This is a genomic window from Modestobacter sp. I12A-02662, from assembly GCF_041028325.1.
Taxonomy (GTDB): Bacteria; Actinomycetota; Actinomycetes; order Mycobacteriales; family Geodermatophilaceae; genus Modestobacter.
On the sequence record NZ_JABGDE010000016.1, the window covers coordinates 73,673 to 98,861 of the forward strand.

General features: G+C 74.4%; 28 protein-coding genes. 12 read left to right on the top strand and 16 right to left on the bottom strand.

Features of this window, described 5'->3' with window-relative positions; translation table 11 throughout:
• Positions 1 to 83: 83 nt before the first annotated feature.
• From HL189_RS21005 to HL189_RS21035, 7 genes are all read right to left on the bottom strand, one after another.
• On the bottom strand, positions 84 to 1,007 hold the full coding sequence (locus tag HL189_RS21005) for an AEC family transporter (RefSeq protein ID WP_369135681.1): 924 nt from the start codon (positions 1,005 to 1,007) through the stop codon (positions 84 to 86).
• On the bottom strand, positions 1,004 to 1,870 hold the full coding sequence (locus HL189_RS21010; protein ID WP_369135682.1) for a RimK family alpha-L-glutamate ligase: 867 nt from the start codon (positions 1,868 to 1,870) through the stop codon (positions 1,004 to 1,006). The genes HL189_RS21005 and HL189_RS21010 overlap by 4 nt, the downstream gene beginning before the upstream one ends.
• On the bottom strand, positions 1,867 to 3,396 hold the full coding sequence (locus tag HL189_RS21015) for an aldehyde dehydrogenase (NADP(+)) (RefSeq protein WP_369135683.1): 1,530 nt from the start codon (positions 3,394 to 3,396) through the stop codon (positions 1,867 to 1,869). Before HL189_RS21015 ends, HL189_RS21010 begins: the two co-directional genes overlap by 4 nt.
• Positions 3,397 to 3,434: 38 nt before the next feature.
• The gene (locus tag HL189_RS21020; RefSeq protein ID WP_369135684.1) at positions 3,435 to 4,607 is read right to left on the bottom strand and encodes a mandelate racemase/muconate lactonizing enzyme family protein; all 1,173 of its coding nucleotides are present in this window, start codon (positions 4,605 to 4,607) and stop codon (positions 3,435 to 3,437) included.
• A gap of 17 nt (positions 4,608 to 4,624) precedes the next feature.
• Positions 4,625 to 5,956, bottom strand: coding sequence for an enolase C-terminal domain-like protein (locus tag HL189_RS21025; protein WP_369135685.1), 1,332 nt, complete (start codon positions 5,954 to 5,956; stop codon positions 4,625 to 4,627).
• 28 nt (positions 5,957 to 5,984) lie between these two features.
• A complete protein-coding gene (gene kdgD, locus HL189_RS21030) occupies positions 5,985 to 6,899 on the bottom strand; it encodes a 5-dehydro-4-deoxyglucarate dehydratase (protein ID WP_369135686.1) in 915 nt (304 codons plus the stop codon).
• A 133-nt stretch (positions 6,900 to 7,032) separates the two neighbouring features.
• Positions 7,033 to 7,926, bottom strand: coding sequence for a LysR family transcriptional regulator (locus tag HL189_RS21035; RefSeq protein ID WP_369135687.1), 894 nt, complete (start codon positions 7,924 to 7,926; stop codon positions 7,033 to 7,035).
• A 142-nt stretch (positions 7,927 to 8,068) separates the two neighbouring features.
• Between HL189_RS21035 and HL189_RS21040 the strand changes: the two genes are divergently transcribed.
• The 7 genes from HL189_RS21040 (at position 8,069) to HL189_RS21070 (ending at position 13,885) form a co-directional block, all read left to right on the top strand.
• Positions 8,069 to 9,082: a Bug family tripartite tricarboxylate transporter substrate binding protein gene (locus tag HL189_RS21040; protein ID WP_369135688.1), complete on the top strand. Its 1,014-nt coding sequence runs from the start codon at positions 8,069 to 8,071 to the stop codon at positions 9,080 to 9,082.
• A gap of 83 nt (positions 9,083 to 9,165) precedes the next feature.
• Positions 9,166 to 9,678 (top strand): tripartite tricarboxylate transporter TctB family protein, encoded by a 513-nt coding sequence (locus tag HL189_RS21045; RefSeq protein WP_369135689.1) that lies wholly within the window; start codon positions 9,166 to 9,168, stop codon positions 9,676 to 9,678.
• Positions 9,679 to 9,686: 8 nt separating this feature from the next.
• Positions 9,687 to 11,201: a tripartite tricarboxylate transporter permease gene (locus HL189_RS21050; protein ID WP_369135690.1), complete on the top strand. Its 1,515-nt coding sequence runs from the start codon at positions 9,687 to 9,689 to the stop codon at positions 11,199 to 11,201.
• Positions 11,198 to 11,602, top strand: a complete 405-nt coding sequence (locus tag HL189_RS21055; RefSeq protein ID WP_369135691.1) for a universal stress protein — start codon at positions 11,198 to 11,200, stop codon at positions 11,600 to 11,602. Before HL189_RS21050 ends, HL189_RS21055 begins: the two co-directional genes overlap by 4 nt.
• A 220-nt stretch (positions 11,603 to 11,822) precedes the next feature.
• Positions 11,823 to 11,975, top strand: a complete 153-nt coding sequence (locus tag HL189_RS21060) for a hypothetical protein (RefSeq protein ID WP_369135692.1) — start codon at positions 11,823 to 11,825, stop codon at positions 11,973 to 11,975.
• Between the two features lie 24 nt (positions 11,976 to 11,999).
• Complete coding sequence (locus HL189_RS21065; protein WP_369135693.1) at positions 12,000 to 13,139, top strand: globin domain-containing protein; 1,140 nt, start codon at positions 12,000 to 12,002, stop codon at positions 13,137 to 13,139.
• A complete protein-coding gene (locus HL189_RS21070) occupies positions 13,136 to 13,885 on the top strand; it encodes a DivIVA domain-containing protein (RefSeq protein ID WP_369135694.1) in 750 nt (249 codons plus the stop codon). Before HL189_RS21065 ends, HL189_RS21070 begins: the two co-directional genes overlap by 4 nt.
• A 28-nt stretch (positions 13,886 to 13,913) precedes the next feature.
• On the opposite strand, the gene mug is transcribed toward HL189_RS21070, so the two are convergent.
• From mug to HL189_RS21090, 4 genes are read right to left on the bottom strand one after another with little or no spacing between them, the layout of a single operon-like run.
• Positions 13,914 to 14,432, bottom strand: a complete 519-nt coding sequence (gene mug / locus HL189_RS21075; RefSeq protein ID WP_369135695.1) for a G/U mismatch-specific DNA glycosylase — start codon at positions 14,430 to 14,432, stop codon at positions 13,914 to 13,916.
• A 16-nt stretch (positions 14,433 to 14,448) separates the two neighbouring features.
• A complete protein-coding gene (locus HL189_RS21080; protein ID WP_369135696.1) occupies positions 14,449 to 15,057 on the bottom strand; it encodes a hypothetical protein in 609 nt (202 codons plus the stop codon).
• A gap of 19 nt (positions 15,058 to 15,076) precedes the next feature.
• On the bottom strand, positions 15,077 to 15,658 hold the full coding sequence (locus HL189_RS21085; RefSeq protein WP_369135697.1) for a hypothetical protein: 582 nt from the start codon (positions 15,656 to 15,658) through the stop codon (positions 15,077 to 15,079).
• Between the two features lie 13 nt (positions 15,659 to 15,671).
• On the bottom strand, positions 15,672 to 16,811 hold the full coding sequence (locus HL189_RS21090; RefSeq protein WP_369135731.1) for a zinc-dependent alcohol dehydrogenase: 1,140 nt from the start codon (positions 16,809 to 16,811) through the stop codon (positions 15,672 to 15,674).
• A gap of 290 nt (positions 16,812 to 17,101) precedes the next feature.
• Here HL189_RS21090 and HL189_RS21095 point away from each other — a divergent pair, with 290 nt between their 5' ends.
• A complete protein-coding gene (locus HL189_RS21095; RefSeq protein WP_369135698.1) occupies positions 17,102 to 17,509 on the top strand; it encodes an STAS domain-containing protein in 408 nt (135 codons plus the stop codon).
• A 63-nt stretch (positions 17,510 to 17,572) separates the two neighbouring features.
• The gene (locus HL189_RS21100; protein WP_369135699.1) at positions 17,573 to 18,265 is read left to right on the top strand and encodes a GAF and ANTAR domain-containing protein; all 693 of its coding nucleotides are present in this window, start codon (positions 17,573 to 17,575) and stop codon (positions 18,263 to 18,265) included.
• Between the two features lie 2 nt (positions 18,266 to 18,267).
• Here HL189_RS21100 and HL189_RS21105 read toward each other — a convergent pair whose 3' ends face one another.
• Positions 18,268 to 18,864, bottom strand: a complete 597-nt coding sequence (locus HL189_RS21105; RefSeq protein WP_369135700.1) for a DUF4334 domain-containing protein — start codon at positions 18,862 to 18,864, stop codon at positions 18,268 to 18,270.
• On the bottom strand, positions 18,861 to 19,016 hold the full coding sequence (locus HL189_RS21110; protein WP_369135701.1) for a hypothetical protein: 156 nt from the start codon (positions 19,014 to 19,016) through the stop codon (positions 18,861 to 18,863). The genes HL189_RS21105 and HL189_RS21110 overlap by 4 nt, the downstream gene beginning before the upstream one ends.
• Positions 19,017 to 19,129: 113 nt before the next feature.
• Between HL189_RS21110 and HL189_RS21115 the strand changes: the two genes are divergently transcribed.
• Both HL189_RS21115 and HL189_RS21120 read left to right on the top strand, forming a co-directional pair.
• Entirely contained in the window at positions 19,130 to 19,729 is a 600-nt protein-coding gene (locus tag HL189_RS21115; protein WP_369135702.1) for a TetR/AcrR family transcriptional regulator, read from the top strand.
• Positions 19,726 to 20,949, top strand: coding sequence for an MFS transporter (locus HL189_RS21120; protein ID WP_369135703.1), 1,224 nt, complete (start codon positions 19,726 to 19,728; stop codon positions 20,947 to 20,949). The genes HL189_RS21115 and HL189_RS21120 overlap by 4 nt, the downstream gene beginning before the upstream one ends.
• On the opposite strand, the gene HL189_RS21125 is transcribed toward HL189_RS21120, so the two are convergent.
• Complete coding sequence (locus tag HL189_RS21125; RefSeq protein ID WP_369135704.1) at positions 20,939 to 22,381, bottom strand: carboxylesterase family protein; 1,443 nt, start codon at positions 22,379 to 22,381, stop codon at positions 20,939 to 20,941. The genes HL189_RS21120 and HL189_RS21125 overlap by 11 nt on opposite strands.
• 62 nt (positions 22,382 to 22,443) lie before the next feature.
• On the bottom strand, positions 22,444 to 23,796 hold the full coding sequence (locus tag HL189_RS21130) for an MFS transporter (protein WP_369135705.1): 1,353 nt from the start codon (positions 23,794 to 23,796) through the stop codon (positions 22,444 to 22,446).
• Positions 23,797 to 24,243: 447 nt separating this feature from the next.
• On the opposite strand from HL189_RS21130, the gene HL189_RS21135 reads away from it, so the two are divergent.
• Positions 24,244 to 24,399 (top strand): hypothetical protein, encoded by a 156-nt coding sequence (locus HL189_RS21135; protein WP_369135706.1) that lies wholly within the window; start codon positions 24,244 to 24,246, stop codon positions 24,397 to 24,399.
• A gap of 112 nt (positions 24,400 to 24,511) precedes the next feature.
• Here HL189_RS21135 and HL189_RS21140 read toward each other — a convergent pair whose 3' ends face one another.
• Positions 24,512 to 25,186, bottom strand: a complete 675-nt coding sequence (locus tag HL189_RS21140) for a TetR/AcrR family transcriptional regulator (protein ID WP_369135707.1) — start codon at positions 25,184 to 25,186, stop codon at positions 24,512 to 24,514.
• Positions 25,187 to 25,189 lie beyond the last annotated feature (3 nt).

Here is a 25,189-nt window from a genome sequence, read left to right on the forward strand (position 1 = left end):
GGACCCGGTCAGGCTAGGGACGCCGGACGATGCGTGTCCAAGACCGCTGCGGCATGACGTGATGCACGGGCGGACCTGCCGGATCACCCCATCAGCACGGCGATCCCGGCCAGCGCCGGCACCGACAGCACCGTGCTGAGCAGCACGACGTCGCGGACCACCTCGGTGCGGCGACCGTAGGAGGTGGCGTAGACGAAGACGTTCTGCGCCGTCGGCAGCGCCGAGGTGACGGTGACCGCGAGCAGCGCCACCCCGTCCAGCCCGGCCCCCCACCGGCCGAGCGCGTACGCCAGGCCCGGCTGGACCGCGGTCTTGAGGACGACGGCGAGCCAGACCTGCCCGGCGCCCTCCCCGGACGCGGGCCGCGGCGCGCCGTGCAGGCTGACGCCGTAGGCGAGCAGCGCCGCGGGCACCGCGACGTCCGCGATGAGCTCGACCGGCTGCCGCACCAGCGCGGGCAGCTGCCACCCGGCCGCCGCCAGCAGCAGCCCGATCGCGCAGCCGATCACCACCGGCGTCCGCACCGGCTGGCTGAGCAGCCTCCAGCGGGATCCCGCGCCCTGGTGGTGGGACCCGGCGAGCACGGCCAGCCCGACCGGCGCCATCACCAGCACCTGGAAGAGCAGCACCGGCGCGACGTAGGACGCGTCGCCGAGCACGTACACCGCGATCGGCACGCCCAGGTTGCCGGCGTTGACGTAGGAGGAGGCCAGCGCCCCGGTGGTGAGGTCGGCCGGGCCCAGCCGCCAGCGCCAGCGCGCGAGGCCGGCGAACAGCAGCGCGCACAGCACCGCGCTGCCCGCCGTGCCGAGCAGCCCCGCCGAGAAGATCACCGCCGGGTCCGCGTCGGCGAGGGTGAGCAGCAGCAGCGCCGGGGTGGCGACGTAGAACGACAGCCGGGACAGCACCGTCGCCGCCTCGCCGCCCAGGACGCCGGCGCGGCCGAAGGCCCAGCCGACGACGATGACCGCGACCAGGGTGACGAAGCCACCCAGCACCGCGTTCACGCGGCGATCGCGTCCTCCACCGACCGGACCAGCCGGGCCACCGCACCCGCCGGGGCCTGCGGCAGGAAGAGGCTCGGCTCGGCGAGCTCCAGCTCCAGCAGCACCGGCCGGCCCGCCGGGCCGGGCACCAGGTCGATCCGGGCGTACAGCGGTGGGGCCGCACCGGGCACCAGGGCCGGGACGGCGTCGAGCGCCGCCTCCGCCAGCTCGCGCTGCGCGGCCGTCGGCTCGACCGCCCGCAGGTCGCCGCGGCTGTTCCGGTCCTGCCGCACGCCCTCCCCGCGCCGGAGCAGCGGCCCCTTGCGGACGGCGTGCGAGAAGCGGCCACCCAGGAAGAGCATCGCCGTCTCGCCCGCGGTGTCGACCCCGGCGAGGTAGGGCTGCAGCATCGCCGTCCGGCCCGCCGCGGTCAGCTCCGCGACGTGGGCGAGGGCCGCCGCGGGGTCGTCCCACCGCGCGGTGTCCCGGGAGCCGGCGGACACCGACGGCTTGACCACCCACTCCGGCGCGTCGGGCAGCTGCCCGGCCTCGGTCGGGTCCCAGACCGTCGGCACCACCGGCAGCCCGGCCCGGGCCAGGTCGCGCAGGTGCGTCTTGTCGGTGTTCCAGCGGAGCAGCTCCACCGCGTTGCGCAGCCGGGGCACCGACGCCGCCCAGCCGAGGAACTCCGGCAGCCGCCAGGAGTAGTCCCAGCACGACCGCACCACGGCGAGGTCGTGGTCCGCCCAGTCCACCGCCGCGTCGTCCCATCGGACGACGTCGACGGCGAGCCCGGCCTGCCGCAGCGCCGGGGCTGCGATCGGCAGGTCCGGGTCGAGGCGGAGTCCCCGCTCGGAGCTGACCAGGGCGACCCGGGGACTCACCGGGGCAGCTGGAGCACGCCGTCGATGCGCCGCGGGATGCCGGTGTAGCCGTCGGTGAGCTCCTCGGGCAGCACGTCCTGCGGAGCGCCCTGCCAGGTCACCGGCCGCAGGAAGCGGCGGATCGCGCTGGTGCCCACGGAGGTGTGCTGGGAATTCGTGGAGGGCCAGGGGCCGCCGTGGTGCTGGGCCCAGGAGACCGCGACACCGGTCGGGTAGGCGTCGTAGACCAGCCGGCCGGCCCGGGTCCGCAGCTGCTGGGACACGGCCAGCGGCATGTCGGTCTCCTCCGCGCCGCGGAGCACCGTGGCGGTGAGCGACGAGGGCATGGCGTCCAGCGCACCGAACAGCTCGCGCTCGCCGTCGTAGCGGGCCACCACGCTGACCGGGCCGAAGCACTCCTCGGTCACCTCGGCCGGCAGCTCGGCGGCCGTGGTGGACAGCAGCTGCGGCACCGCGGTGAACCCGGGGCCGTCGGCGTCCTCACCCCGGGCGACGACCTCGACGCCCGGAGCGTCGGCGAGCCCACCGGAGATGCGGCCGTAGGACGCGGCGATGCCCTCGTTGAGCAGCACCTGCGCGCTGCTGCCCCGCACCGCCTCGGCCATCGCGTCGACGACGGCGTCGCCCTCGGTGCCGGTCGGCACGAAGACCAGGCCGGGCTTGGTGCAGAACTGCCCGGCGCCGAGGGTGAAGGAGCCGACCAGCTCGCGGCCGATCTGCTCACCGCGCTCGGCGGCCGCGGACGGGGTCACCACGACCGGGTTGAGGCTGCTCAGCTCGCCGAAGAACGGGATGGGGTCCGGCCGCTGCTCGATGATCTGCAGCAGCGCGCGCCCGCCCCCCACCGACCCGGTGAACCCGGCCGCACGGATCGCCGGGTGGGCGACCAGCGCGCCACCGGCCCGCTGGCCGAAGACGATGCCGAGCGTGCCCTCGGGCGCACCGGCCTCCCGCGCCGCCTCGACCAGCACGTCGAAGACCAGCCGCGAGGTGGCCGGGTGCGAGCTGTGCGCCTTCAGCACCACCGGGCAGCCGGCGGCCAGCGCGGAGGCGGTGTCCCCGCCCGGCACCGAGAACGCCAGGGGGAAGTTGCTGGACCCGAAGACGGCCACCGGGCCCAGCGGCACGAGCATCCGGCGCAGGTCCGGGCGCGGTCCCATCGGGGTGTCCCCGGGGTGGTCGATCGTCGCCTCGAGGTAGCTGCCCTCCTCCAGCACCTCGGCGAAGAGCCGCAGCTGGTAGCTGGTCCGGTTCAGCTCACCGTTGAGCCGGGTGGTGCCCAGCGCCGTCTCCCGGTCGGCCACCGCGACGACGTCCTCCCGGCGGGCCTCCAGCGCGTCGGCGAGCGCGCGCAGCAGCGCGGCCCGGCCCTGGCGGCCCATGCCGTCCAGCGCGGGGGCGGCGGCGAGCGCGGCCTCGCAGAGGCGGGCGACCTCCTCGGTGGTCGTCTCCGGGGCGACGACCTCGGCGACCTCGCCGGTACGCGGGTCCATGCTCACGATCTCGCCGGGGTGGGTGCTCGCCATGTGTGCTCCTCCAGGGGTGCGTACGGGGATCGGGACGCTCAGCGGGACGCGCCGATGGTGACCCGGTCGACGGTCCAGGCCCGCAGCTGGTCGCTGGGGGTGACGCCGAGGCCGGGGCGGTCGGAGAGGTGCATCCGGCCGTCGCGCGTCTCCAGCCGCTCATTGAACAGCGGGTACAGCCAGTCGAAGTGCTCGACCCAGGGCTCGTGCGGGTAAGCCGCGGCCAGGTGCACGTGGATCTCCATCGCGAAGTGCGGCGCCAGCTGCAGGTTCGCGTGGTCGGCCAGCGCCGCCAGCTTGAGGAACTGGGTGATGCCGCCGATCCGCGGGGCGTCGGGCTGGATGATGTCCACCGACCCCTGCCGGATTAGCTCGTAGTGCTCGGCGACGCTGGTGAGCATCTCGCCGGTGGCCACGGCGGTGTCCAGCGAGCGGGCCAGCTGCGCGTGCCCCTCCGCGTCGTAGGCGTCCAGCGGCTCCTCGATCCAGACCAGGTCGAACTCCTCCAGCCGGCGGCTGACCCGCATGGCCGTGGGCCGGTCCCACTGCTGGTTGGCGTCGACCATGAACGGCACGCCGTCGCCGAGGTGCTCGCGCACGGCACGCACCCGGCGGAGGTCCTCGGCCGAGTCCGGCAGACCCACCTTGATCTTGATGCCGCCGACGCCGCTCTCCAGCGTGCGGGTGGCGTTGTCCTTGACCTGCTCGATCGACTCGTGCAGGAACCCGCCGGAGGTGTTGTAGCAGCGCACCGAGTCGCGGTGGGCGCCCAGCAGCTTGGCCAGCGGCAGGCCGGCACGCTTGGCCTTGAGGTCCCACAGCGCCACGTCGATCGCGGCGATTGCCTGGGTGGAGGCGCCGCTGCGGCCGACCGACGCACCCGCCCAGACGAGCTTGGTCCACAGCCGGGCGATGTCGTTCGGGTCCTCGCCGATGAGGTCGCCGGCGATCTCCCGGGCGTGGGCGAACTGGGCCGGCCCGCCGGCCCGCTTGGAGTAGCCGAAACCGAAGCCCTCGAACCCGCCCTCGGTGCGGACCTCGGCGAACAGGAACGCGACCTCGGTCATCGGGCGCTGGCGGCCGGTGAAGACCTTTGCGTCGCTGATCGGGTTGGGCAGCGGCAGCGTCACCGAGGAGAGCGTCACCGACTCGATCCGGTCGAGCACCGCCGGGGCGGCCGTCACGGGGGCGGCGGGGGACGTCGTGGTCATGGTCGCTCCAGGGGAGGTCAACGGACGAGGCAGGGGCGCTTGGGGTCGAAGGTCCAGCCGGGGACCAGGTACTGCATGGCGATCGCGTCGTCGCGGGCACCGAGGCCGTGCTCGAGGTACAGCTCATGGGCCGCGGCCACCGCGTCCCGGTCCACCTCGACGCCCAGCCCGGGAGCGGTCGGGACGGCGATCTCGCCGTTGCGGATCTGCAGCGGCTCGCGGGTCAGCGCCTGCCCGTCCTGCCAGATCCAGTGCGTGTCCAGCGCGGTGATCTGCCCCGGCGCGGCGGCGCCCACGTGGGTGAACATGGCCAGGGACACGTCGAAGTGGTTGTTCGAGTGCGAGCCCCAGGTGAGGCCGAAGTCCGCGCACAGCTGGGCGACCCGGACCGAGCCGCGCATGGTCCAGAAGTGCGGGTCGGCCAGCGGGATGTCCACCGCGCCGGAGCGGACGGCGTGGGCCATCTGCCGCCAGTCGGTCGCGATCATGTTCGTCGCCGTCGGCAGCCCCGTGGCCCGCCGGAACTCCGCCATGGTCTCGCGCCCGGAGAACACGCCCTCCGCGCCGACCGGGTCCTCGGCGTAGGCCAGCACGCCGTGCAGGTCGCGGCACAGCTCCACCGCGTCGGCGAGCAGCCAGCCGCCGTTGGGGTCCAGCGTGATCCGGGCGTCGGGGAACCGCTCCGCCAGCGCCCGCACCGCGGCCACCTCCTCACTCCCGGGCAGCACGCCGCCCTTGAGCTTGAAGTCCGAGAACCCGTACCGCGCCCGCGCCGCCTCGGCGAGGGCGACCACCGCCTCCGGCGTGAGGGCCGGCTCGCGGCGCAGCCGCTCCCAGTCGTCGGCCGGCCGCTCCTCGGCGACGTAGGGCAGGTCGGTCGCCCGGCGGTCCCCCACGTAGAAGAGGTAGCCGAGCATCGGGACGGCGTCGCGCTGCTGCCCGTCCCCGAGCAGCTCGGCGACCGGCACGCCCAGGTGCTGGCCGAGCAGGTCCAGCAGCGCCGACTCCAACGCGGTGACCGCGTGGATCGTCGTCCGCAGGTCGAAGGTCTGCAGCCCCCGCCCGCCGGCGTCGCGGTCGGCGAACGTCGTCGTCACCGACCGCAGCAGCCGGGCGTAGGCGGCGATCGGCCGGCCCGTCAGCAGCGCGCCGGCGTCCTCGATCGTGCGCCGGATCGCCTCACCGCCGGGCACCTCGCCGACGCCGACCCGCCCCTCGCTGTCGGTCACGATCGCGATGTTGCGGGTGAAGAACGGCGCGTGCGCACCGCTGAGGTTCAGCAGCATGCTGTCGTGCCCGGCCACGGGGACCGCCTCCACGCGGGCCACGGTGGGTGTGCGGCTGCTCATCGCCGTCCTCCGCTTCGTCGTGGGCCGGTCAGGCGGTCTTCTGGACCAGGGCCGTCAGCTCGGCGAGCTCGGCGTCGTCCAGGTCGGTGAGCGGCGGGCGCACCCGCCCGCCGTCGCGGCCCACGGCGGTGAGCCCGGCCTTGACGATGGAGACCGCGTAGCCGCGCTGCCGGTCCCGGATGTCCAGGTACGGGAGCACGAAGTCGTTGAGCATGCCGTAGACCGCGGTGCGGTCCTGGGCGCGGACCGCGGCGTAGAAGCGCAGCGCGAACTCGGGCAGGAAGTTGTACAGCGCCGAGGAGTAGGTGCTCACGCCCAGCTGCAGCAGGGGCAGGGCGAAGGTCTCCGCCGTCGGCAGGCCGCCGACGTAGATGAGCCGGTCGCCGACCCGGGCGTAGGTGCGGGTCATCTGCTCGATGTCCCCGATGCCGTCCTTGAGGCCGATCAGGTTGGGGTTGCGCTCGGCGACCTCGGCGACGGTGACGTCGGTGAGGACGGCGTTGGCCCGGCTGTAGACGATGACGCCGAGGTCGGTGGCCCGGCAGACCGCGCTGATGTGCTCGACGAGGCCCTGCTGGCTGGCCTCGGTGAGGTAGGGCGGGAACAGCAGGAGGCCGGTGGCCCCGGCGTCCTGGGCGGCCTTGGCCTGCTCGACCGAGACCGCCGTGCCGCCGGTGGCCGGGGCCAGCACGGGCACCTTCCCGGCCACCTCGTCGACGGCGACCCGCACGACCCGGTCGATCTCCGCGGGGGTCAGCGAGAAGCCCTCACCGGTGCCACCGGCGGCGAACAGGCCGGCGACGTCGAAGCCCGACTGCCAGGCCAGGTGCTCGCGGTAGCGCGGCTCGTCGAACTGGAGGTCGGCATCGAAGTGGGTCACCGGGAAGGAGAGCAGACCGGACTTGAGGCGGTCGGCGAGTTCGTCCGGGGGGAGCAGCGTCACGGCGGCATGTCCTTGGTTCGACGGGTCCGCGCCGCGGAGGGGGTACGCGGGACGGGGTGGTCGTCGTCACCGTAGGAACAGCCGACGATGCCTGTCCAGGTTCGTTTGCGCATGGCTCGATGCCCGGCGGGCATCAGCTGTCGAGCTCGACGCCCTCCAGCACCTGGAGCACCCGCCACAGCGCCGGGTTGGGCGAGTCCCGCGCCCACAGCAGGTGGAGCTCGACCGGCTCGGGCACCGGCGTCGCCAGCCGGACGAAGCCGACCCCCTCGATCGGCAGCCGCGCGGCGGACGCGGGCACGAAGGCGATGCCGCGCCCGGCGGCCACCAGCCAGAGCATCGTCAGCACCTGGCTCACCGTGTGGACGGTGTTCTGGTGCGCGATGGGCACGGCCCCGGCCACCAGGTCGTAGAAGTACCGCGCCCGGGTGGGTGAGTGCATGACGACCGGCTCGCCGGTGAGGTCGGCGGCGGTCACGTCGCGGCCGAGGGCGAGGAGCGGGTGCTCTCCGGGCGCCGCCACGAGCAGCGACTCGCGGTGGAGCAGGCGCGAGCCGAACGTCTCCCGGTCGAAGGGCGGCCGGGCCAGCCCGAGGTCGATCTCCTCGTTGGCCAGCCCGACGACCTGCTCGCGGGTCACCATCTCGGCGAGGTCGACGGACACGTCGGGCAGCTCGCGGGCGAGCTCGTTGAGCAGCCGGCCGAGGATGCCGTACGTCGAGGCGGCGGTGAACCCGATCCGCACCACGCCGCTGGAGCCGGCCGACACCCGGCGGGCCTGGTCCGGAGCCGCCTCCGCCAGGGCCAGCAGCCGCCGGGCCTCGGCGAGGAAGACCTGGCCGGCCGCGGTGAGCGCCACCCGCCGGTTGTCCCGCTCCAGCAGCTGGGCGCCCACGGCGCGCTCCAGCTTCTGGATCTGGCGGCTCAGCGGGGGTTGGGTCATCTTCAGCCGGGCGGCGGCGCGGCCGAAGTGCAGCTCGTCGGCGACGGCCACGAAGCCCCGCAGCTGCTCCAGCGTGAAGCTCATGCCCTCAAGGTATCAACCCATGCCACAACGGATTTGGACAGGCATGACTCTGTCTTCTTACGCTCGGCCGGTCCACGCCTGGCGTGACGCCATTCACAACCGAACTCGCCGGGCGGCCGGCTTCTCGAAGGAGAGAAACGACATGACCAGGAACTCCGGCACGCGCCGTTGGGTGCTGACCGGCCTCGGGATCACCCTCGCCCTCTCGACGGCGGCCTGCGGCGGCAACGTGGGCGGCGGCGGCTCGGACGCCGCGGCCGAGGACTTCCCCGGCGGCGACCCGGTCACCATCTACGTCGGCCAGGACCCCGGTGGCAGCACCGACCTGATCGCCCGCGCGCTCGCCGACTCGGCCTCCGAGGACCTGGGCGTCCCGGTGACCGTGGAGAACAAGCCGGGTGCCAACGGTGCGCTGGCCGCGCAGGAGCTGGCCGGGCAGGAGCCCGACGGCCACACCCTGATGGTCTTCAACGGCAGCCTGGGCTACATCACCCCGCTCGCCGTGCCCGAGGACGAGGCGATCGACATCGCCGACTACGAGATCGTCACCGGGGTCTCCCAGGACGACTACGTGCTGGTGACCGCGCCGTCCTCCGGCTTCGCGACCGTCGACGACCTGGCGAACGCCGGCCGGCCGATCACCTTCGGCACCACGGGCGTCGGCACCGGCAGCCAGCTGTCGCAGGAGCTGCTCTTCGCGCAGGCCGGCATCGACGCGACCGCCGTCCCGTTCGACGGCGGCTCCCCCACCCTGACCGCCGTGCTCGGCGGCCAGGTGGACGTCGGCTCCATCCAGCTCGGCGAGGCCATCGAGCAGATCGAGGCCGGTGAGCTGACCCCGATCGTCACCTTCGCCGAGGAGCGGCCCTCCTACCTGCCCGACACCCCCACCGCGGTGGAGGCGGGCTACGACGTCCCGGTCCAGCAGTCCCGCGCGGTCTTCGCCCCCTCGGGCACGCCCCAGGAGGTCCTCGACCGGCTGCAGGCGGCCTTCCAGACCGCGTTCGACTCCCCCGAGTACCAGCAGTTCAACGAGGACAACCAGCTGACCCCGAACGAGGTGTCCGGCGACGAGCTGCGCGAGCAGTGGACGTCCGCCCTCGACTCCTACCGCAGCGTGGTCGAGGAGTACGGCATCGAACTGGGCGCCGAGTGACCACCCCGCCCAGCGGACCGCAGCACGAGGGGAGCCCCGCCGGCCGCCCGGCCGGCGGGGCGCCCCCCGCGGCGGCGGACAGCGTGCCCGCGACGATCCACGACCTCGAGGAGGCCGTGCACGCGGTGGAGGCGGCCGAGCACGAGGGCCGGCCGCCGGCCGCCGGACCGGTGGCCAACCTCGTCATCGCGGCCGCCGTGGTCGTGCTCGGGATCGTCGCCGTCGTCGGGTCCGGCCGGCTCGGCCTCGGCTCCGCCCGGGTCCCCGACTCGGGCACCTGGCCGCTGCTGGTCAGCATCCTGGTCGTGGTCCTGGGGATCGGGCTGGTCGCCGTCGCCCGGCGGACCTCGGACGCCGAGCGGTTCACCCGCGCGAGCTGGCTGGTGCTCGCCGGTCTGGCGACCATGGTCGTGTTCGTGCTGGTCATCGAGGTCATCGGCTTCGAGATCCCCGCGGCGCTGCTCGCCTTCGTCTGGCTGCGCTTCCTCGGCGGTGAGGGCTGGCGCACCTCGGTCCTGGTCAGCCTCGGCGTGGTCGCCGCCTTCTACGTCATCTTCGTCGCCGCGCTGTCCGTGCCCATCCCCCACCTGTTCTAGGAGCCCCCGTGGACCTGGCCCCGGTCATCGACGGCTTCGGCGTCGTCCTGGAACCGACCAACCTGCTCTACTGCCTGATCGGTGTCGTCATCGGCATGCTGATCGGGGTGCTGCCGGGCCTCGGTCCGGCGGCCACCATCGCGATCCTGCTTCCGCTCACCTTCGGCATCGAGCCGGTCACCGCGATCATCATGCTGGCCGGCATCTTCTACGGCGCCCAGTACGGCGGCACGATCACCTCGGTGCTGCTGCGCCTGCCCGGCGAGGCCTCCTCGGTGGTCACCGTCTTCGACGGCCACGCCCTCGCCCGGCAGGGCAAGGCGGGCACCGCGCTGGGCATCGCCGCCATCGGGTCGTTCATCGGCGGCACCGTCTCGATCATCGCGTTGTCCCTGCTGGCGCCCATCGTGGCGAGCTTCGCGCTGGACTTCGGCCCGCCGGAGTACACCGCACTGGCGCTGCTGGGCATCCTGCTCGTCTCGACCGTCAGCAGTGGTGACCGGCTCAAGGCCGTCATCGCCGCGTGCATCGGCCTGCTGCTGGCCACCGTCGGGCGGGACGGCTTCACCGGCGCCGAGCGGTTCACCTTCAGCAACCTCTCCCTCGCCGACGGCCTGGACTTCGTGCCGATCGCGATGGGGCTCTTCGGCCTCGGCGAGATCCTCTACAACCTGGAGGAACGGCACCGGGCGGTGCACGCGCCCGCGACGGTGGCCAACGTGTGGCCCTCACGGACCGACCTGCGGCAGTCCGCGGGTGCCATCGGCCGCGGCTCGGTGCTCGGCTTCGTCCTCGGCATCCTCCCCGGCGGCGGGGCCACGCTGTCCTCCCTGGCCGCCTACGCCCTGGAGAAGCGCCGGTCCAAGCACCCCGAGCGGTTCGGTCAGGGCGCCGTCGAGGGCGTCGCGGCCCCGGAGACGGCGAACAACGCGGCGGCGACGTCGTCGTTCATCCCGCTGCTGACCCTGGGCATCCCGGCCAACGCCACGATGGCGGTCATCTTCGGCGCGCTGCTCATCCAGGGCGTGAGCCCCGGCCCGCAGCTGGTGTCCCAGGAGCCGGAGCTGTTCTGGGGCGTGGTCAACTCCATGTACATCGGCAACATCCTGTTGCTGATCATGAGCATCCCGCTGGTCGGCCTGTTCGTGCGGATCCTGCGGGTGCGCGCCACGGTCCTGGCGCCGATCACCGTCCTGATCACCCTGGTCGGGGTCTACACGGTGAACAACGACGTCTTCGACATCGTGCTGGTCATCGTCTTCGGCGCCCTCGGCTACCTGATGAAGAAGCTGGGCTTCGACCCCGGCCCGCTGGTCCTCGCGTTCGTCCTGGGCTCGCTGCTGGAGGACTCGCTGCGCCGCTCGCTGCTGATCTTCGACGGTGACGTGACCGGCTTCTTCACCCGTCCCATCTCCGGGGTGCTGCTCGTCGTCTTCGTCCTGGTGGCGGCCCTGCCCGCCGTCCAGGGGGCGCGGGCCCGCCGCCGCGCCGCCGCCCACTCCGACACCAAGGAGCTCGTGTGACCGTCCTCGTCGGTTTCGTCCCCACCCCCGAGGGCGAGGCGGCCTTCGCCGCCGGCCTGACCGAGGCCCGGCTGCGCGGCGAGGACCTGCTGGTCCTCAACTCCCCGCGCGGCGGCGCCCCGGTCAGCGCCGACGTCGCCCCGCCCGAGCTGGTGGACCGGCTGTCCGGCGAGGCGCAGACCGCCGGCGTCGGCCTGCGGGTGGAGCAGAGCCCGCACTCGGGCGACCTCGCCGACACGGTCCTGCGCGCGGCCGAGGAGCACGACGCCTCGGTCATCGTCATCGGGCTGCGCCGGCGCTCCCCGGTCGGCAAGCTGCTGCTGGGCAGCAGCGCCCAGCGGATCCTGCTCGACGCCGACCGCCCGGTGCTCGCGGTCAAGCCCCGCCCGGACGCCTCCTGAGCCGGCCGCGCCGGGCCTGACCGCAGGACCCCGACCGCACCACCCCGACCGCCCCCGACCGCCCGGCGCCCTCCGGCGCCGGGCGGTCGTCGTCCTGACTGGCATAGCGCGAGCCCACCCGACAGACTGCGATCATGTCTGTGGCGCTCTCGCTACCAGCGGTGACCGTCCCGGGCTGCACGGCCCCCGCCCCCGTCCGAGGACGACCCGGCCGCGCACGGTGTCCGCACGACCGGGTGAGGAGTTCTCCACGCGGGTGCTCCACCACCTCGCCGGCCCGCTGATCCCGCTCGACGTGACCCAGGAGGACATCGGCGCCGCGCTCACCGCCCACCGGGACGAGACCGTTCCCGAACCGCTCGCGGCGAGCTGACGCCGCAGCACCAGGAGAAGCTCCGTGGACATCCCCGCCATGCGGGCCAACTTCGCCAAGGCCGCGGCCCACGGCGACCATGCCCCGCTCTGGTTCTACTCGCACCTGTTCCTGTCCCACCCCGAGACCCGGGAGCTGTTCCCGGTGTCGATGGCCCACCAGCGGGACCGGCTCTTCGCCGCCCTGGGCCAGGTGGTGGCGCGCGTCGACGACCTGGACACGCTGGTGCCGATCCTCCAGCAGCTCGGCCGGGACCACCGCAAGTTCGGCACCGTCGCGGCGCACTACCCCGCCGTGGGCGCCAGCCTGCTCGCCACCCTCGAGCACTTCGACGACGAGTGGGACGACGCCCTCGCCGCCAGCTGGACCGAGGCCTACGAGCTCATCGCCCAGGTCATGGTCAAGGCGGCCGACGAGTCGACCGACCAGCCCCCGTGGTGGGACGCGGAGGTCGTCGACCACGACCGCCGGACCCTGGACATCGCCGTGCTGAAGCTCGCGCCCCGGACGCCGGTGGACTACCTCCCCGGGCAGGCGCTGTCGGTCGAGACGGAACTGCGGCCCCGGCTGTGGCGCTGGTACTCCCCGGCCAACGCGCCGCGGCCCGACGGGATGCTCGAGCTGCACGTCGAGGCCCGGGACGGCGGCCCGGTCAGCACCGCCCTGGTCCGGCAGGTCCAGAAGGGGGACGCCGTCCGCCTGGGTCCGCCGGTGGGGCACCTGGCTCTGGACACCGGGTCCGAGCGCGACCTCCTGCTGGTCGCCGGCGGCACGGGACTGGCACCGGTGAAGGCGATCATCGACCAGGTGGCCCGCCAGGGCCCACCGCGCCGGGTCGACCTGTTCGTCGGAGCCCGGAACGAGGACGCGTTCTACGACCGGGCGGACCTGCGCCGGCTGGCGCAGGAACTGCCCTGGCTGACCGTCACGCTGGCCGTCTCGGAGGACAAGACCTCGTCCCTGGAGCACGGGGACATCGGTGACGTCGTCCTGCGGCACGGCCCCTGGGCCAACCGCGACGCCTACGTCGCCGGCAACCCGGCCACGGTCGAGGACACCGTGACCCGGCTCCACTCACACGGCCTGCCCATGGGCCGCATCCGCACCGAGGTGTTCGCAGCGAGCCGACCGAGCCCGACGGTCGACGGGAAGGTGACCGAATGACCACCAGCACACCCACAGCCGGGGACGGGGAGCGCCTCACGCCGGACGTCGTCCGTGACGTGCGCTTCACGCACGGGACGATGCTGCACCCCGGCTACACCGACACCGAGGTCGACGCGTTCGTCGACCGGGTGTCGTCCGAGCTGGACCGCCTCACCGCCGAGAACACGCAGCTGCGCGAGCAGCTCCAGCGGCTCGAGCAGCAGCTCGCGGCCGCGGCCGACCGGCCCTCCCCGAGCGACCAGGCGGTCGGGATCCTGGCCACGGCGCAGCTCACCGCGGACCAGTACGTCGCCGAGGCCGAGGCGTTCAGCCGGCAGATGACCAGCGAGGCACGCCTGCACTACGAGGAGCAGCTCAGCCAGGCGCGGGAGAAGGCGGGCGCGATCATCCAGGCCGCTCAGGAGGCCGGGGTGCGCATCTCCTCCGGGCGCAGCACCCCCGAGGTCTCCGCCCAGCCCGCCACCGAGGACCTGGAGGAGCAGGTGGCCTACCTGCGGGCCTTCGGCCAGGCCTGCCGCACCCAGCTCCGCTCCTACCTGGAGGCGCTGCTCGCCGACGTGGAGACCGAGTGGGGGCGCGCGCACCCGGCGGCGCTCCCCGAGCCGCCCAGCGGGGCGCGGGTGCCGCGCCAGCTGCGCGGCGCCCAGGCGTCCTTCCACTCCAACGAGACCGCAGCCGACGTCGGCGACGAGCAGCCGCGGACCGGTGTGCCGGCGGGCACCGGGTCGACCGCGACCACCTGAGGCGGCCGGTGCGGCCGGCCGTCGCTGCTCAGCGGCCGGCCGGCCGCAGCTGTGCGTAGAGCCGGGCCAGGTCGGGCAGCTGGTGGTGGGCGTTGAGCCCGCTGGGGTTGGGCGCCACCCAGGTCTCCGCTCCCCCGATCCGCTCGGGCTGGCGGCCCAGCCCGGCCCGCGGACGGTCGAGGGCGACCCGCCACGCGGTCACGCCCAGCACGGCCAGCACGCGCGGCCGGTGCTGCTCGACCAGCTCGGCCAGTGCTCGCGCGCCCGCGCGCAGCTCCGCCGGGTCCAGCTCGGCGGCGGTCCGGGTGGGGCGGTCGACGACGTTGGTCACCCCGAGCCCGTGGCGCAGCAGCTCGGCGTCCTCCTCGGGCCGGAACCGCCGCGGGGTGAGCCCGGCCAGGTGCAGCGCGGGCCAGAACCGGTTCCCCGGCCGGGCGAAGTGGTGCCCCTTCTCGGCGGACACCAGCGACGGGTTGATGCCGCAGAACAGCACGTCGAGGCCGGGACCCACGACGTCCCGCAGCGGCTTGCCCCGGCCTTCCCCCACGGGTCCAGTCTGCCGCTCAGGGCACCCGCACGGTGGTGGTCACCCGGACCACCCCGGGGTCGGGCGGCACCGACCCGAAGCCGAAGGTCACCGGTGGGCGGACCGGCGCCAGGGTGCCGAGCGGGACGCCGTCCCAGCTGGCCGCCAGGTCGGTGACGGTGTGCAGGTCCTGCACGCCGTACCACTCGGTGCGCCCGTTGCCGGCCGAGCCGGTGGTCCGCAGCCCGGTGAGCAGCCGGGCCGGCCGGTCCAGCAGGCCGGTCCACGCCGGGGTGCGGGCCAGCGGCGCCGGCACCGCGCGCAGCAGCCGGCCCAGCAGCGGCCGGCCGGCGGTGCGCACGCGCAGGGCCAGCGGGCCGGCGGCCACGGTCCAGGTGGCCTCGTCCGGCCGGGTGACGACGACGTCGACCAGCCGCACCTCGTCGAAGGTGTAGGTGGACGCGATGAAGTCGGCGGCCTCCCGGTGCGGCGCGAACAGCACCCGGTGGTCGTCGGGCCGCTGCACCATCACGTCCGACAGCGGCCCCAGCGGCGAACGGGGCCAGTGCCCCACCACGATCCGGGTGCCGGAGGTGGTGCCGACGCCGATGATCCAGCCGTCGAAGCGCAGCCGGCCGGCGCTCACACCGGCCCCCTGCCCCGGATCAGCGGCGCAGCGCCCGGACGACCGCCCGTGCGCCCAGCGCGGTGACGCCCGCGGCGGCCAGCCACGGCCCGGCGACGACGACCGGGTCCAGCGCCTGGTGCCGCTTGTCCGAGCGCCCCGCGCGGGAGCGGAGCCCGTTCCCGGTGAGCTCCCCGCGCAGCCCGGTGGCCGGCACGTCCGGCCGCCCGGAGGCGAACGAGCGGAGGTGGTTCTCCCAGGCGTCGACCCGGTCACCGACGATGAGCAGCATCCAGTGCGCCAGCCGGCCCTCGCTGAACCGCCGGTAGGCCACCCGCCGGATCGCCCCGGACAGCCCGTGCAGCGGTTGCGCGGTGCCGAAGACCGGGGTGACGAACGCGTGCTCGATCGAGCGCTCGCGCCCCTCGGCCCCGGGCTGCCGCTCCGGGAAGTCCCAGTGCGCGCCGGTGTCGGCGGGGTACTGCAGCTTGGGGTGCGACGGCCGGTCGGCCGGGTCGAGGTCGGCACCCCAGCCGGGGATGCGGGCCCGCAGCTCCTCCCGGCTCGGCGGCGGCGTGCGCTTGTCGCGGACGTAGGCGCTGGGGATGTCGGGCTCGGTCACGGTGGTGGCTCCCTCAGTCCGCGCTGGGCAGGATCAGCGGCTTGATGCAGCCGTCGAGCTTGGCCGAGAACACGTGGTAGGCCTCGGCGATGTCCTCCAGCGGGAACCGGTGGGTGACCATCTCCCGCGGCGTCAGGTGCCCGTTGCGCACGTGCTCGAACATCCGCGGCCACTGCCGCTTGACCGGGGTCTGGTTCATCCGCAGGGTGAGCCCCTTGTTCAGCGCGTCGCCGAACTTCACCGCGTTGGGGATCGGCCCGTAGGCGCCGACCACCGAGACGGTGCCGCCCTTGCGCACGCCGTCGATCGCCCAGTTCAGCGCGACCGGCGAGCCGCCCTGCAACTTCAGCTTCGTGCCGGCCACGTGCTGGAGGAAGTTGCCGTCGGCCTCGGCCCCCACCGCCTCGATGACGACGTCCGCGCCGAGGAAGTCGGTCTGCTTCTTCATCTCCACGACGATGTCGTCGTGCTCGTCGTAGTCCAGCGTCTCGGCATGGGCCATGGTGCGGGCCTTCTCCAACCGCTCCGGCAGGTGGTCGATGACGATCACCCGGCCGGCGCCCATCAGCCACGCGGACTGGGCGGCGACGAGACCGACCGGGCCGGCACCGAGGACGACGACCGTGTCCCCCTCGGCGATCCCACCGAGCTGGGCGCCGAAGTAGCCGGTGGCGGCGGCGTCGGTGAGCAGCACGGCGTCCTCGTCGTGCATCCAGTCCGGGATCTTGACCGGGCCGACGTCGGCGAAGGGGACCCGCACGTACTGGGCCTGCCCGCCGTCGTAGCCGCCGGTGGTGTGCGAGTAGCCGTAGATGCCGCCGACCGCGGTGGCGTTGGGGTTCACGTTGTGGCAGTTGGAGAACAGCCCGCGGGAGCAGAACCAGCAGCTGCCGCAGAAGATGTTGAACGGCACCATCACCCGGTCGCCGACCTGCAGGTGCTGCACCGACGAGCCGACCTGCTCGACCACGCCGATGAACTCGTGACCGAACGTGTGCCCGATCCGGGTGTCCGGCATCATGCCGTGGTAGAGGTGCAGGTCCGAGCCGCAGATCGCGGCCAGCGCGACCCGGACGATCGCGTCGTTCGGGTGCTCGATCGCGGGGACGTCCTTCTCCTCGACCCGGATCTTGTAGGGGCCGCGGTACACCATCGCCCGCACGGGACCTCCTGGCTACGGGGCCGGGCCACCGGTCGGCGGCCGTCCTGCCCGCCGGCTCCCACCTCGGCCCCGGCAGGTCGACTCTGCCCCCGCGCCCGCGTCCCGGCCAGCCGAATCCCACATGCCCGGGACGAGGCCATTGCTGTACGGAACCGCACCCCATATCCTCTCCGGACAGGGTTGAAACCCACAGCCCGGGGCCGATCGGCCCGACCTGGCGCGTGGTCCGCGGCCTTCGTCGCGGAGCGCGCCACCCCGACCCCCATCAGGAGGTCGTCCGGGTGCTCCTCCACCCGTCCCACCCCCGTCCGCTGCCCGTCTCCTTCGCCGAGGGCGCGTCGCCCGCCCAGCTGACCGTGCGCGTCGACCTGGTCGCCGGCCGGATCGCGCTGAACGGGTCGCTGGACCGCCAGACCGCCCACCACCTGCTCGACGCGGCGACCGCGCTCACCGCCGGCGACCACCGCGAATGGGTGCTCGACGCCCGTGACCTGCACTTCTGCGACATCGCCGGACTGCGGGCGATCACCACCGTCTACCGCCGGGCCTTGCGGCACGGCGCCCGGTTGACCGTCCGCGAGCCGGGGGCCTGGCTGCGCCGGGCGCTGACCGCCCTGCGGCTGGACGGCCACCTGCTCCCGGAGGAGGCGCCCGCGGAGCAGCCGGCGTCCCCGCCCGCGCCCCGCTGAACCCGCCGGGTCGGCCGGCCCTGCCCCCGCCGCACCGGCCCCGGTCGCGTCAAGATGTGATCTGTGCAACAACTGCTGCGCGACTTGAGCCGGATCGTGCTGCCCGACCGGTCGCTGGACGACGTCCTCCTCGAGGTGCTCCGCCTGGCCACCCGCACCATCCCCGAGGCCGAGGCCACCTCGCTCACGCTGGTCCGCGACGACGGGGCGCTGACGGCGGCCCATCACGGGGATGTGGCGCTGCAGGTCGACGAGCTGCAGTACGAGCTCGGCTGCGGGCCCTGCCTGGACGCGTCGCGGGGTGGCGTCGTCGTCCGGGTCGACGACCTGCGCGCGGACGTCCGGTTCGGCGCGGTCGGTCCCCGCGCGGCCGGACTCGGTGTCCGCAGCTGCCTGGCCGTGCCGCTGCCCTACCAGGGGTCGAGCATCGGCGCGCTCACCGCGTACTCCGCGGCGCCCGCGGCGTTCTCCTCGCCCGACGCCGTGCGGATCGGCACCGAGGTGGCCGAGGCCCTGGCGGTCGCGGTGCTCAACGCCGACTCGCACGCCCAGCTCGACCACCAGGCGCACAACCTCAGCGTCGCGATGCACTCCCGTGCCGTGATCGAGCAGGCCAAGGGCGTGCTGATGGCCCAGCGGCACGTCGGCCCGGACGAGGCGTTCGAGATCCTGCGGGCGGCGTCCCAGCGCGCCAACCGCAAGGTGCGCGACGTCGCGGCCGCCATCGTGGCCTCCACCCAGGCGCCACCCGGCTGAGCTCAACCGGCCGCCGGCGCTCGGTGGAGCGTGAAGAAGTAGGGCGCGGGCTGACCGCGCAGGTCCATCTCACCCAGCAGCGTGTCCGCGGTGACCCGGCGGAACACATCGATGACCGGCAGCCGGTCGTAGACCAGGGCCGCGGTCAGCACTCCCCGGTGCTCGACCAGGCGGGCCCGCGCCCGCGGGCTGCCGGTTCCGAGCAGCGGGCGGAGGGCGGCGAAGGCCGCCCGCGCGAGCGGGTTCCGCGCCAGGTGTGCGTAGTCCCGGAGCAGGGGGACCGGGACGAGGTCGAGCGAGATGGGGCCGGGCGGCCCGCCGGCCCGCTGCCACAGCAGCGGGTGCACGGTCTCCGGGTCCACCACCTCCTTGCCGTACCAGCCGTACGCCGTCAGCAGCCCGTCGAGCGGGTGGCCGCTGGGCAGCTCGCTCCCCCGCCACCGGCCGGTGAGGTCCGCCAGGCCGACGGCGGGCAGCTCGTCGAACCAGGCGAGCACCGTCGCCGCGTCGGGGGCGCCGGTCCGCAGTTCCTGCAGCCGGCGCGCGGCCGGTCCGTCGTCCGGAGGCCGGGGACCGGCCGTCGCGTCGTGCCCGGTCACCGGGTGGCGTCGTCCCCGCTCCCGATCGCCTCGTCGACCGTGGTCTCGCCCTCGGTGACCCCACCGCCGGGCTGGTCGACGTCCGCGCCGGTGCTCGCGTGCGACCCCTCCTCCTCGGCGACGCTGTCCGGCTGGTTCGGCTGCTCGGTCATCAGGTCCTCCTCGTGGGGTCGTGGACGCCCGTGCTGGTGCCCCGTCAGCGGCCCCTGAACCGCGGGCCGGGTAGTTGTGTACGGCTGTACGCCTAGTGCGTACACTCGTACGCATGACGGACGTCGACCAGGTGGCCGGAGCTTCCCGGCCGGCCCGCCGCCACGACCCCCGGCGGGCCGAGCGGATCCTCGAAGCAGCGCTGGACGTCATCGCCGAGCACGGGGTCGCGGCCACCACCCACCGGCTGGTGGCCGCGGCCGCCGACGTCCCGCTCGGCTCGATGACCTACCACTTCCGCAGCCTGGCGGACCTGCGCGCCCAGGCGTTCCGCCGGCACGCGGAGCGGATGGCGGTCACCTACGAGGCGCACTTCCGCGACGTGCACGGCCTCGAGGACCTCGTCGAGGCGGTCACCGACCTGGTGCACGGCGACGCCGGTGCCGACGACCGCGACTGGGCGATCGCCTACGAGCTGTACCTGGCCGCGCTGCGCGACCCGGCGCTGCGCGAGGTGACCGAGTCGTGGATGCGCCGCAGCCGCGCGGTGCTCGAACGGTTCGTCGACCCCACGACCTCCCGCGGGCTGGACGCCCTCGTGGAGGGCCTGGTGATGCACAAGATCCTGTCCACCCGGCCGGTTCCGCGGGCGCAGACCCGCGAGATCGTCGCCCGCGCGGTGCGGCCGGCCGACTCCCGGGGAACGTCCGCGTGAGCAGCGCCGAGACCACCGCCGCGGGCACCGCCGTCACCCTGCCCGCGACCCGGCTGCGCCGGGCCCGGCTCGCCGTCGCGGCCTGCTTCTTCACCAACGCCGTCCTCTACGCGAACCTCGTCCCGCGGTTCCCGGAGGTCAAGGAGCAGCTGGGGCTGAGCAACTCCGCCCTCGGCGCGGCGATCGCCGCCTTCCCCCTCGGTGCGCTGCTGGCCGGGCTGGCGTCCGCGGCGCTGATCCGCCGGCTCGGGTCCGGGCGGGTCGCGTCGGCCGGGCTGGTGCTGCTCGCCGTCGCGCTCTGGGCGGTCGCGGTCGCCCCGAACTGGGGCCTGCTGGCAGTCGCGCTGTTCGTCGCCGGCGCGCTGGACGCGGTCGTGGACGTCGCGCAGAACGCGCAGGGCCTCCGTGTCCAGCGGCTGTACGGGAGGTCGATCCTCAACGGCCTGCACGGCCTCTGGAGCGTCGGCGCGGTGGCCGGCGGGCTGCTCGGGTCGGCGGCCGCCGGGCTCGGCGTGCCGCTGGCGGTGCACCTGGCCGTCGCCGCGGTCGCCTTCAGCGTGCTGGCGCTGCTCAGCGGCCGAGGGATGCTCCCCGGCCGGGACGACGACGAGCACCCGGCCGCGGCCGCCGGCCAGGCACCCGCCGACCGCGCACCCCGGCGGACGGCGGTGTGGGCGCTGGCGGCCCTCGGCGTGCTCGCCGCCTGCGGCGCGTTCGTCGAGGACGCCGGCGCCTCGTGGAGCGCGTTGTACCTGCGCACCGAGCTGGCCGCCGGCGCCGCCACCGCTGGGCTGGGCTTCGTCGCGATGTCGGTGGCGATGACCGTCGGCCGGCTCACCGGGGACCGGGTCGTCGACCGGTTCGGGCAGCGCCGGGTGGTGCGGGTCGGCGGCGCGCTGACCGCGGCGGGCATGGGCCTGGCCCTCGCCGTCCCCTCGGTGGCCACCACGCTGGTCGGCTTCGCGCTGGCCGGACTGGGCGTGGCCACCCTCGTCCCCGCGGTCTTCCACGCCGCCGACGAGCTGCCCGGCCTGCCGCCCGGCCTGGGCCTGGCGGTCTCCAACTGGCTGCTGCGGATCGGCTTCCTGGTCTCCCCGCCGCTGATCGGCGCGGTCGCCGACGCGAGCTCGCTGCGGGTCGCCCTGTCGACCGTCGTCCTGGCCGGGCTGGGCGCGCTGGTGCTGGGCCGGGTGCTGCGCCGGTCGGTCGTCAGCCGCTGAGGTCGGCCCACGCCCGGCGGCGCTGCGCGGCGGGGTCGGCCACCACGCGTGGTACCGCGTCGAACACCGCGGTGCAGTGGGCGTCCGGCCGGTAGGTCGGCCAGTCCGCCAGCAGCCCGGCGGCCGGTGACCCGGAGCGGACCGTGCCCAGCACCGCCTCGTGGAGGGCCTCGGTCACCGTGCGGTCGGCCGGGCTCATCGGCCCGCCCGGCCGGGTGAGCAGCGGCCGCTCCACGAACCGCGGCGGAGCCGCCCAGAGGCAGGCGTTGTCCGCGCCGTGCGTGGGGCCGAGCGCGTCGAACGGCGGCAGCGACGGCGCGTGGTCCCACCGGCTCAGCCAGGCCCGGCCGCCGGCGGCGGCCTGCGCGAGGGCCAGCTCCCGGACCGGCTCCAGCCACATCTCGTCGGTCAGCAGCGACCGCAGCGGGTCCTCCCCCGGCCGCGCGGTGCGCGCGTAGACCTCCAGCAGCCGGTCGAACCGCGCCGCGCCGACCCGGCGGCGGGCCACCGCGGTGGCGCCGTCGGTGCCGGCGGTCAGCAGCGACGTCATCTCGTCCCGGCAGGAGCCGAACCACACGGAGACGTCCCGGAGGGCGCCCGACGCCACCACGTCGGCCGGCCGCGCGGGCAGGACCGTGCCGTCGACCACCGGGGCGAAGACCGCTCCGCCCACCCGGTCGCTGGCGCGCGCCACCCGGCGGGCCGCGTCCATCACCGCAGCGGCGGGCACGTCGCGCAGGGCGGTGCGGTCCTCCCGCGCCAGGCCCAGCTCGGCGAGGACCCGGCCGGCGACGTCGACCGCCTCGGCCGCCTCCAGCGGCGGCCCCCCGACCGACAACGCGACCGCGGCCCGGGTGCGGCGGCCGGCGTCCGTGGCGAGCAGCGCGCAGACCAAGCTGGCACCGGCCGACTGGCCGGCCAGGGTCAGCCGCCCCGGGTCGCCGCCGAAGCGGCCGACCTCGCGCTGGACCCAGTCCAGCGCGGCGAGCAGGTCGGTCATCACCGGGCTCGGCTCGGGGTCCTCGGGTGTGCCGAGCTGCAGGAAGCCGAACGGGCCCAGCCGGTAGCTGACCGCCACGACCACGCACGGACCCGCGGCGGCCAGCACGGAGCCGTCGTAGTCGGCGGCCGCGCCGGTCACGAAGGCACCACCGTGCACCCAGAACAGCACGGGCAGCGGCACGGTCGCCTCCGCGGGTGCGTACACGTCGAGGGTCAGGCAGGCCTCGGTACCGACCAGCCCGCCGCCGACGGCCCACTGCAGCCCGACGGGGCCGGGTCCGGTGGCGTCCCGGACACCGGACCACGGCACCACCGGACCGGCCGGCGCGAACCGCGCCGCCGTCGCGTAGGGGATGCCGCGCCAGCTGCCGACCCCGCCGTCGAGGCGGCCGGCGACCTCCCCGGAGGAGAGGCGGACGACGTGGGACATGGGTTCCTCCACCGTGCACGGGACGGGGCCCCGGCCGTCGGCCGGGGCCCCGTCGGTCGGTCTCAGGCGTGGGTGAGGTGACGGTCGCGCGGGGTGGCGTCCGGCCGGCCGAGCTGCTCCAGCGGGATGTGCGCAGTCTCGCGGGCGGTGAGAGCGCACAGCCCGGCGATGACGGCCGCCCCGGCGGTCAGGTAGGCCACCGGCAGCCAGCCGTTGGGCCCCTCGCCGACGATGCCGGCCGCGATCGCCGGGGAGAAGCCGCCGAGCGCGAAGCCGATCTGGGTGCCGATCGCCATGCCGGAGTACCGGACCCGGGTGTCGAACATCTCGCCGTACAGGGAAGGCCAGATGCCGTTGGCCGCGGAGTACGTGACGCCGGAGAGCAGGATGCCGAAGAGGAAGACCAGCCCGACGTTGCCCTGCTGCAGCGCCCACAGGAACGGGAAGACCGCCACGGCGGAGCCCAGCGCCCCGAAGGCGAACACCGGACGGCGGCCGATCCGGTCGGACAGGATCGCCCACAGCGGCAGGGTGCCGATCGCGACCACGTTGGCCGCGATGACCATCCACAGCAGGGTCGAGCGCTCCATGCCCACGACGTTGGTGCCGTGCGCCAGCGACCAGGTGCCGACGATCGTGCTCACCACGGAGACGAGCGCACACAGCACGACCCGCAGCACCGCGGCCCAGTGGTCGCGGAACAGGACGGCGACGGGCAGCTTGGCGACGGTGTGCTCCTGCTCGACCCGCTCGAACTCCGGGGTCTCGGGCAGCGAGCGGCGCACCCAGTAGCCGACCGCGACGACGACGGCCGACAGGAAGAACGGGATCCGCCAGCCCCAGCTCAGCAGCTGGTCCTCCGGCAGCAGCGCGATCGGAAGGAAGACCAGGTTGGCCAGGATCAGGCCGGCCTGGGTGCCCTGGAGGGTGAAGCTGGTGAAGAAGCCGCGGCGACCCTCGGGTGCGTGCTCCAGCGTCATCGAGTTGGCGCCGCTCTGCTCGCCGGCAGCGGACAGCCCCTGCAGGACGCGCATCAGCACGAGCAGGATGGGGGCAGCCACGCCGATGACGGCGTAGGACGGGATCAGACCGATCGCGAACGTCGAGACGCCCATCAGCAGCAGCGTCAGCACCAGCATCTTCTTGCGGCCGAGCACGTCACCGAAGTGCCCGATGACCACGGCGCCGAGCGGGCGGGCCACGTAGGCGACGCCGAAGGTGGCCAGCGAGAGCAGCGTGCCGGTGGCCGGGTCGTTCTCCGGGAAGAACACCTGCGGGAACACCAGGCCCGCGGCGGCGCCGTAGATGAAGAAGTCGTAGTACTCGAGCATGCTGCCGACGAAGCTGGCGAGGGCGGCCTTGCGCGGTGTGCGCTCCGGCACGGTCCCGCCGGGCGGCGCGGGGGTCGGGTTCATGTCAGGTCTCCTGGGGTGCCGGCGGCAGCGGGCAAGGCTGCCGGGTGGGCGACCGGGACGGGCCCGGTCGGACAGCGGTGCGGCGGTGCAGGGCTGTTCGCGCGGCCGCCGGGGTCCCGGCTGCCACACGCCCGCCCTCTCGGGCAGGAGCTCGTCCAGCGGCTATGTACCAACTGGTTACGTACCAGATGGTGAGGTGACCCGGGTCACCGTGTCAAGTGCCCCCGCGGACTGCTGTCGACGGTGGCCCGGAGTCGGAGGTCAGGGCCGGGTCGCAACGACGGCCGGGGACGGAGCGCGCAGACGCCGGACGGGTGTGGCGCCCTGCCGACTCCTCCTGCACGTGCACGAAGCGGCGACCGACCCGACGGGCCCACGCGGGGACTCGACGACCTGGAGGACCTGCGGGACGCTGCCAGCAGCGGTCCCGCGCTACAGGAGGCGATCATGGCCCCACAGCCGTTCACCGTTCGCCTCGACCAGGCTCCGGCGTACCGGTCCCTCGGGGAGCTGCTGACGATCGGCACCGTCGCGCCCGATCCGGACCGGATCATCGCGCTCGCAGCGCTCCACGGTGCCGAGGTCCTCACCGACCGGCCCTGACGACTCGGTCCCGGGGTGGACACCGGCGCCCGGTCGGCGCCGGGGACGGGCCATCGCCGCTCGGCCGCTCGGCCCTACCGGTCAGCAGGACCCGTTCCGGTCGCCGCCGTCCTCAGCGGGCGGTGAGGTAGGCGACGACGAGGTCGCCGAGCAGCCGCCGCTGGTGCTCCCGGCGGGCCGGGTCCAGCATGTCGCGGCCGAAGATCGCGCCGAAGGTGTGCCGGTTCGCCGTCCGGAAGACGCAGAAGCCGCTGATCACCTGGTGCACGTCCAGCGCGTCGACGTCCTCACGGAAGACGCCGGCCGCCCAGCCCCGCCGCAGGATCGCCTCCAGCACGTCCAGCGCGGGGTTCGCCAGGCCGGAGAGGACCTCCGAGCGGGCGATGTGCTCGGCGCGGTGGATGTTCTCGATGCTGACCAGCCGGATGAAGTCCGGGTGCGACTCGTGGTGGTCGAAGGTGAGCCCGGCCAGCTCGCGGATCGCCTCGACCGGGTCGAGGTGCTCGACGTCGAGCTGCTGCTCCAGGCTGCGGATCCGGCTGTAGGCCTGCTCCAGGACGGCGATGTAGAGCTGCTCCTTGCCGCCGAAGTAGTAGTAGATCATCCGCTTGGTGGTGCTGGTCTTGTCGGCGATCTCGTTGATCCGCGCACCGGCGTAGCCGCGGTCGGCGAACTCCCGGGTCGCGACGGTGAGGATGTCGGCCTTCGTCCGCTCGGCGTCGCGGATCCGCTCGCCGGGCAGCGCCGCCTCGTCGGGCGGCGCGGCGTCGGTCGGCTGGGCGGTCACGGG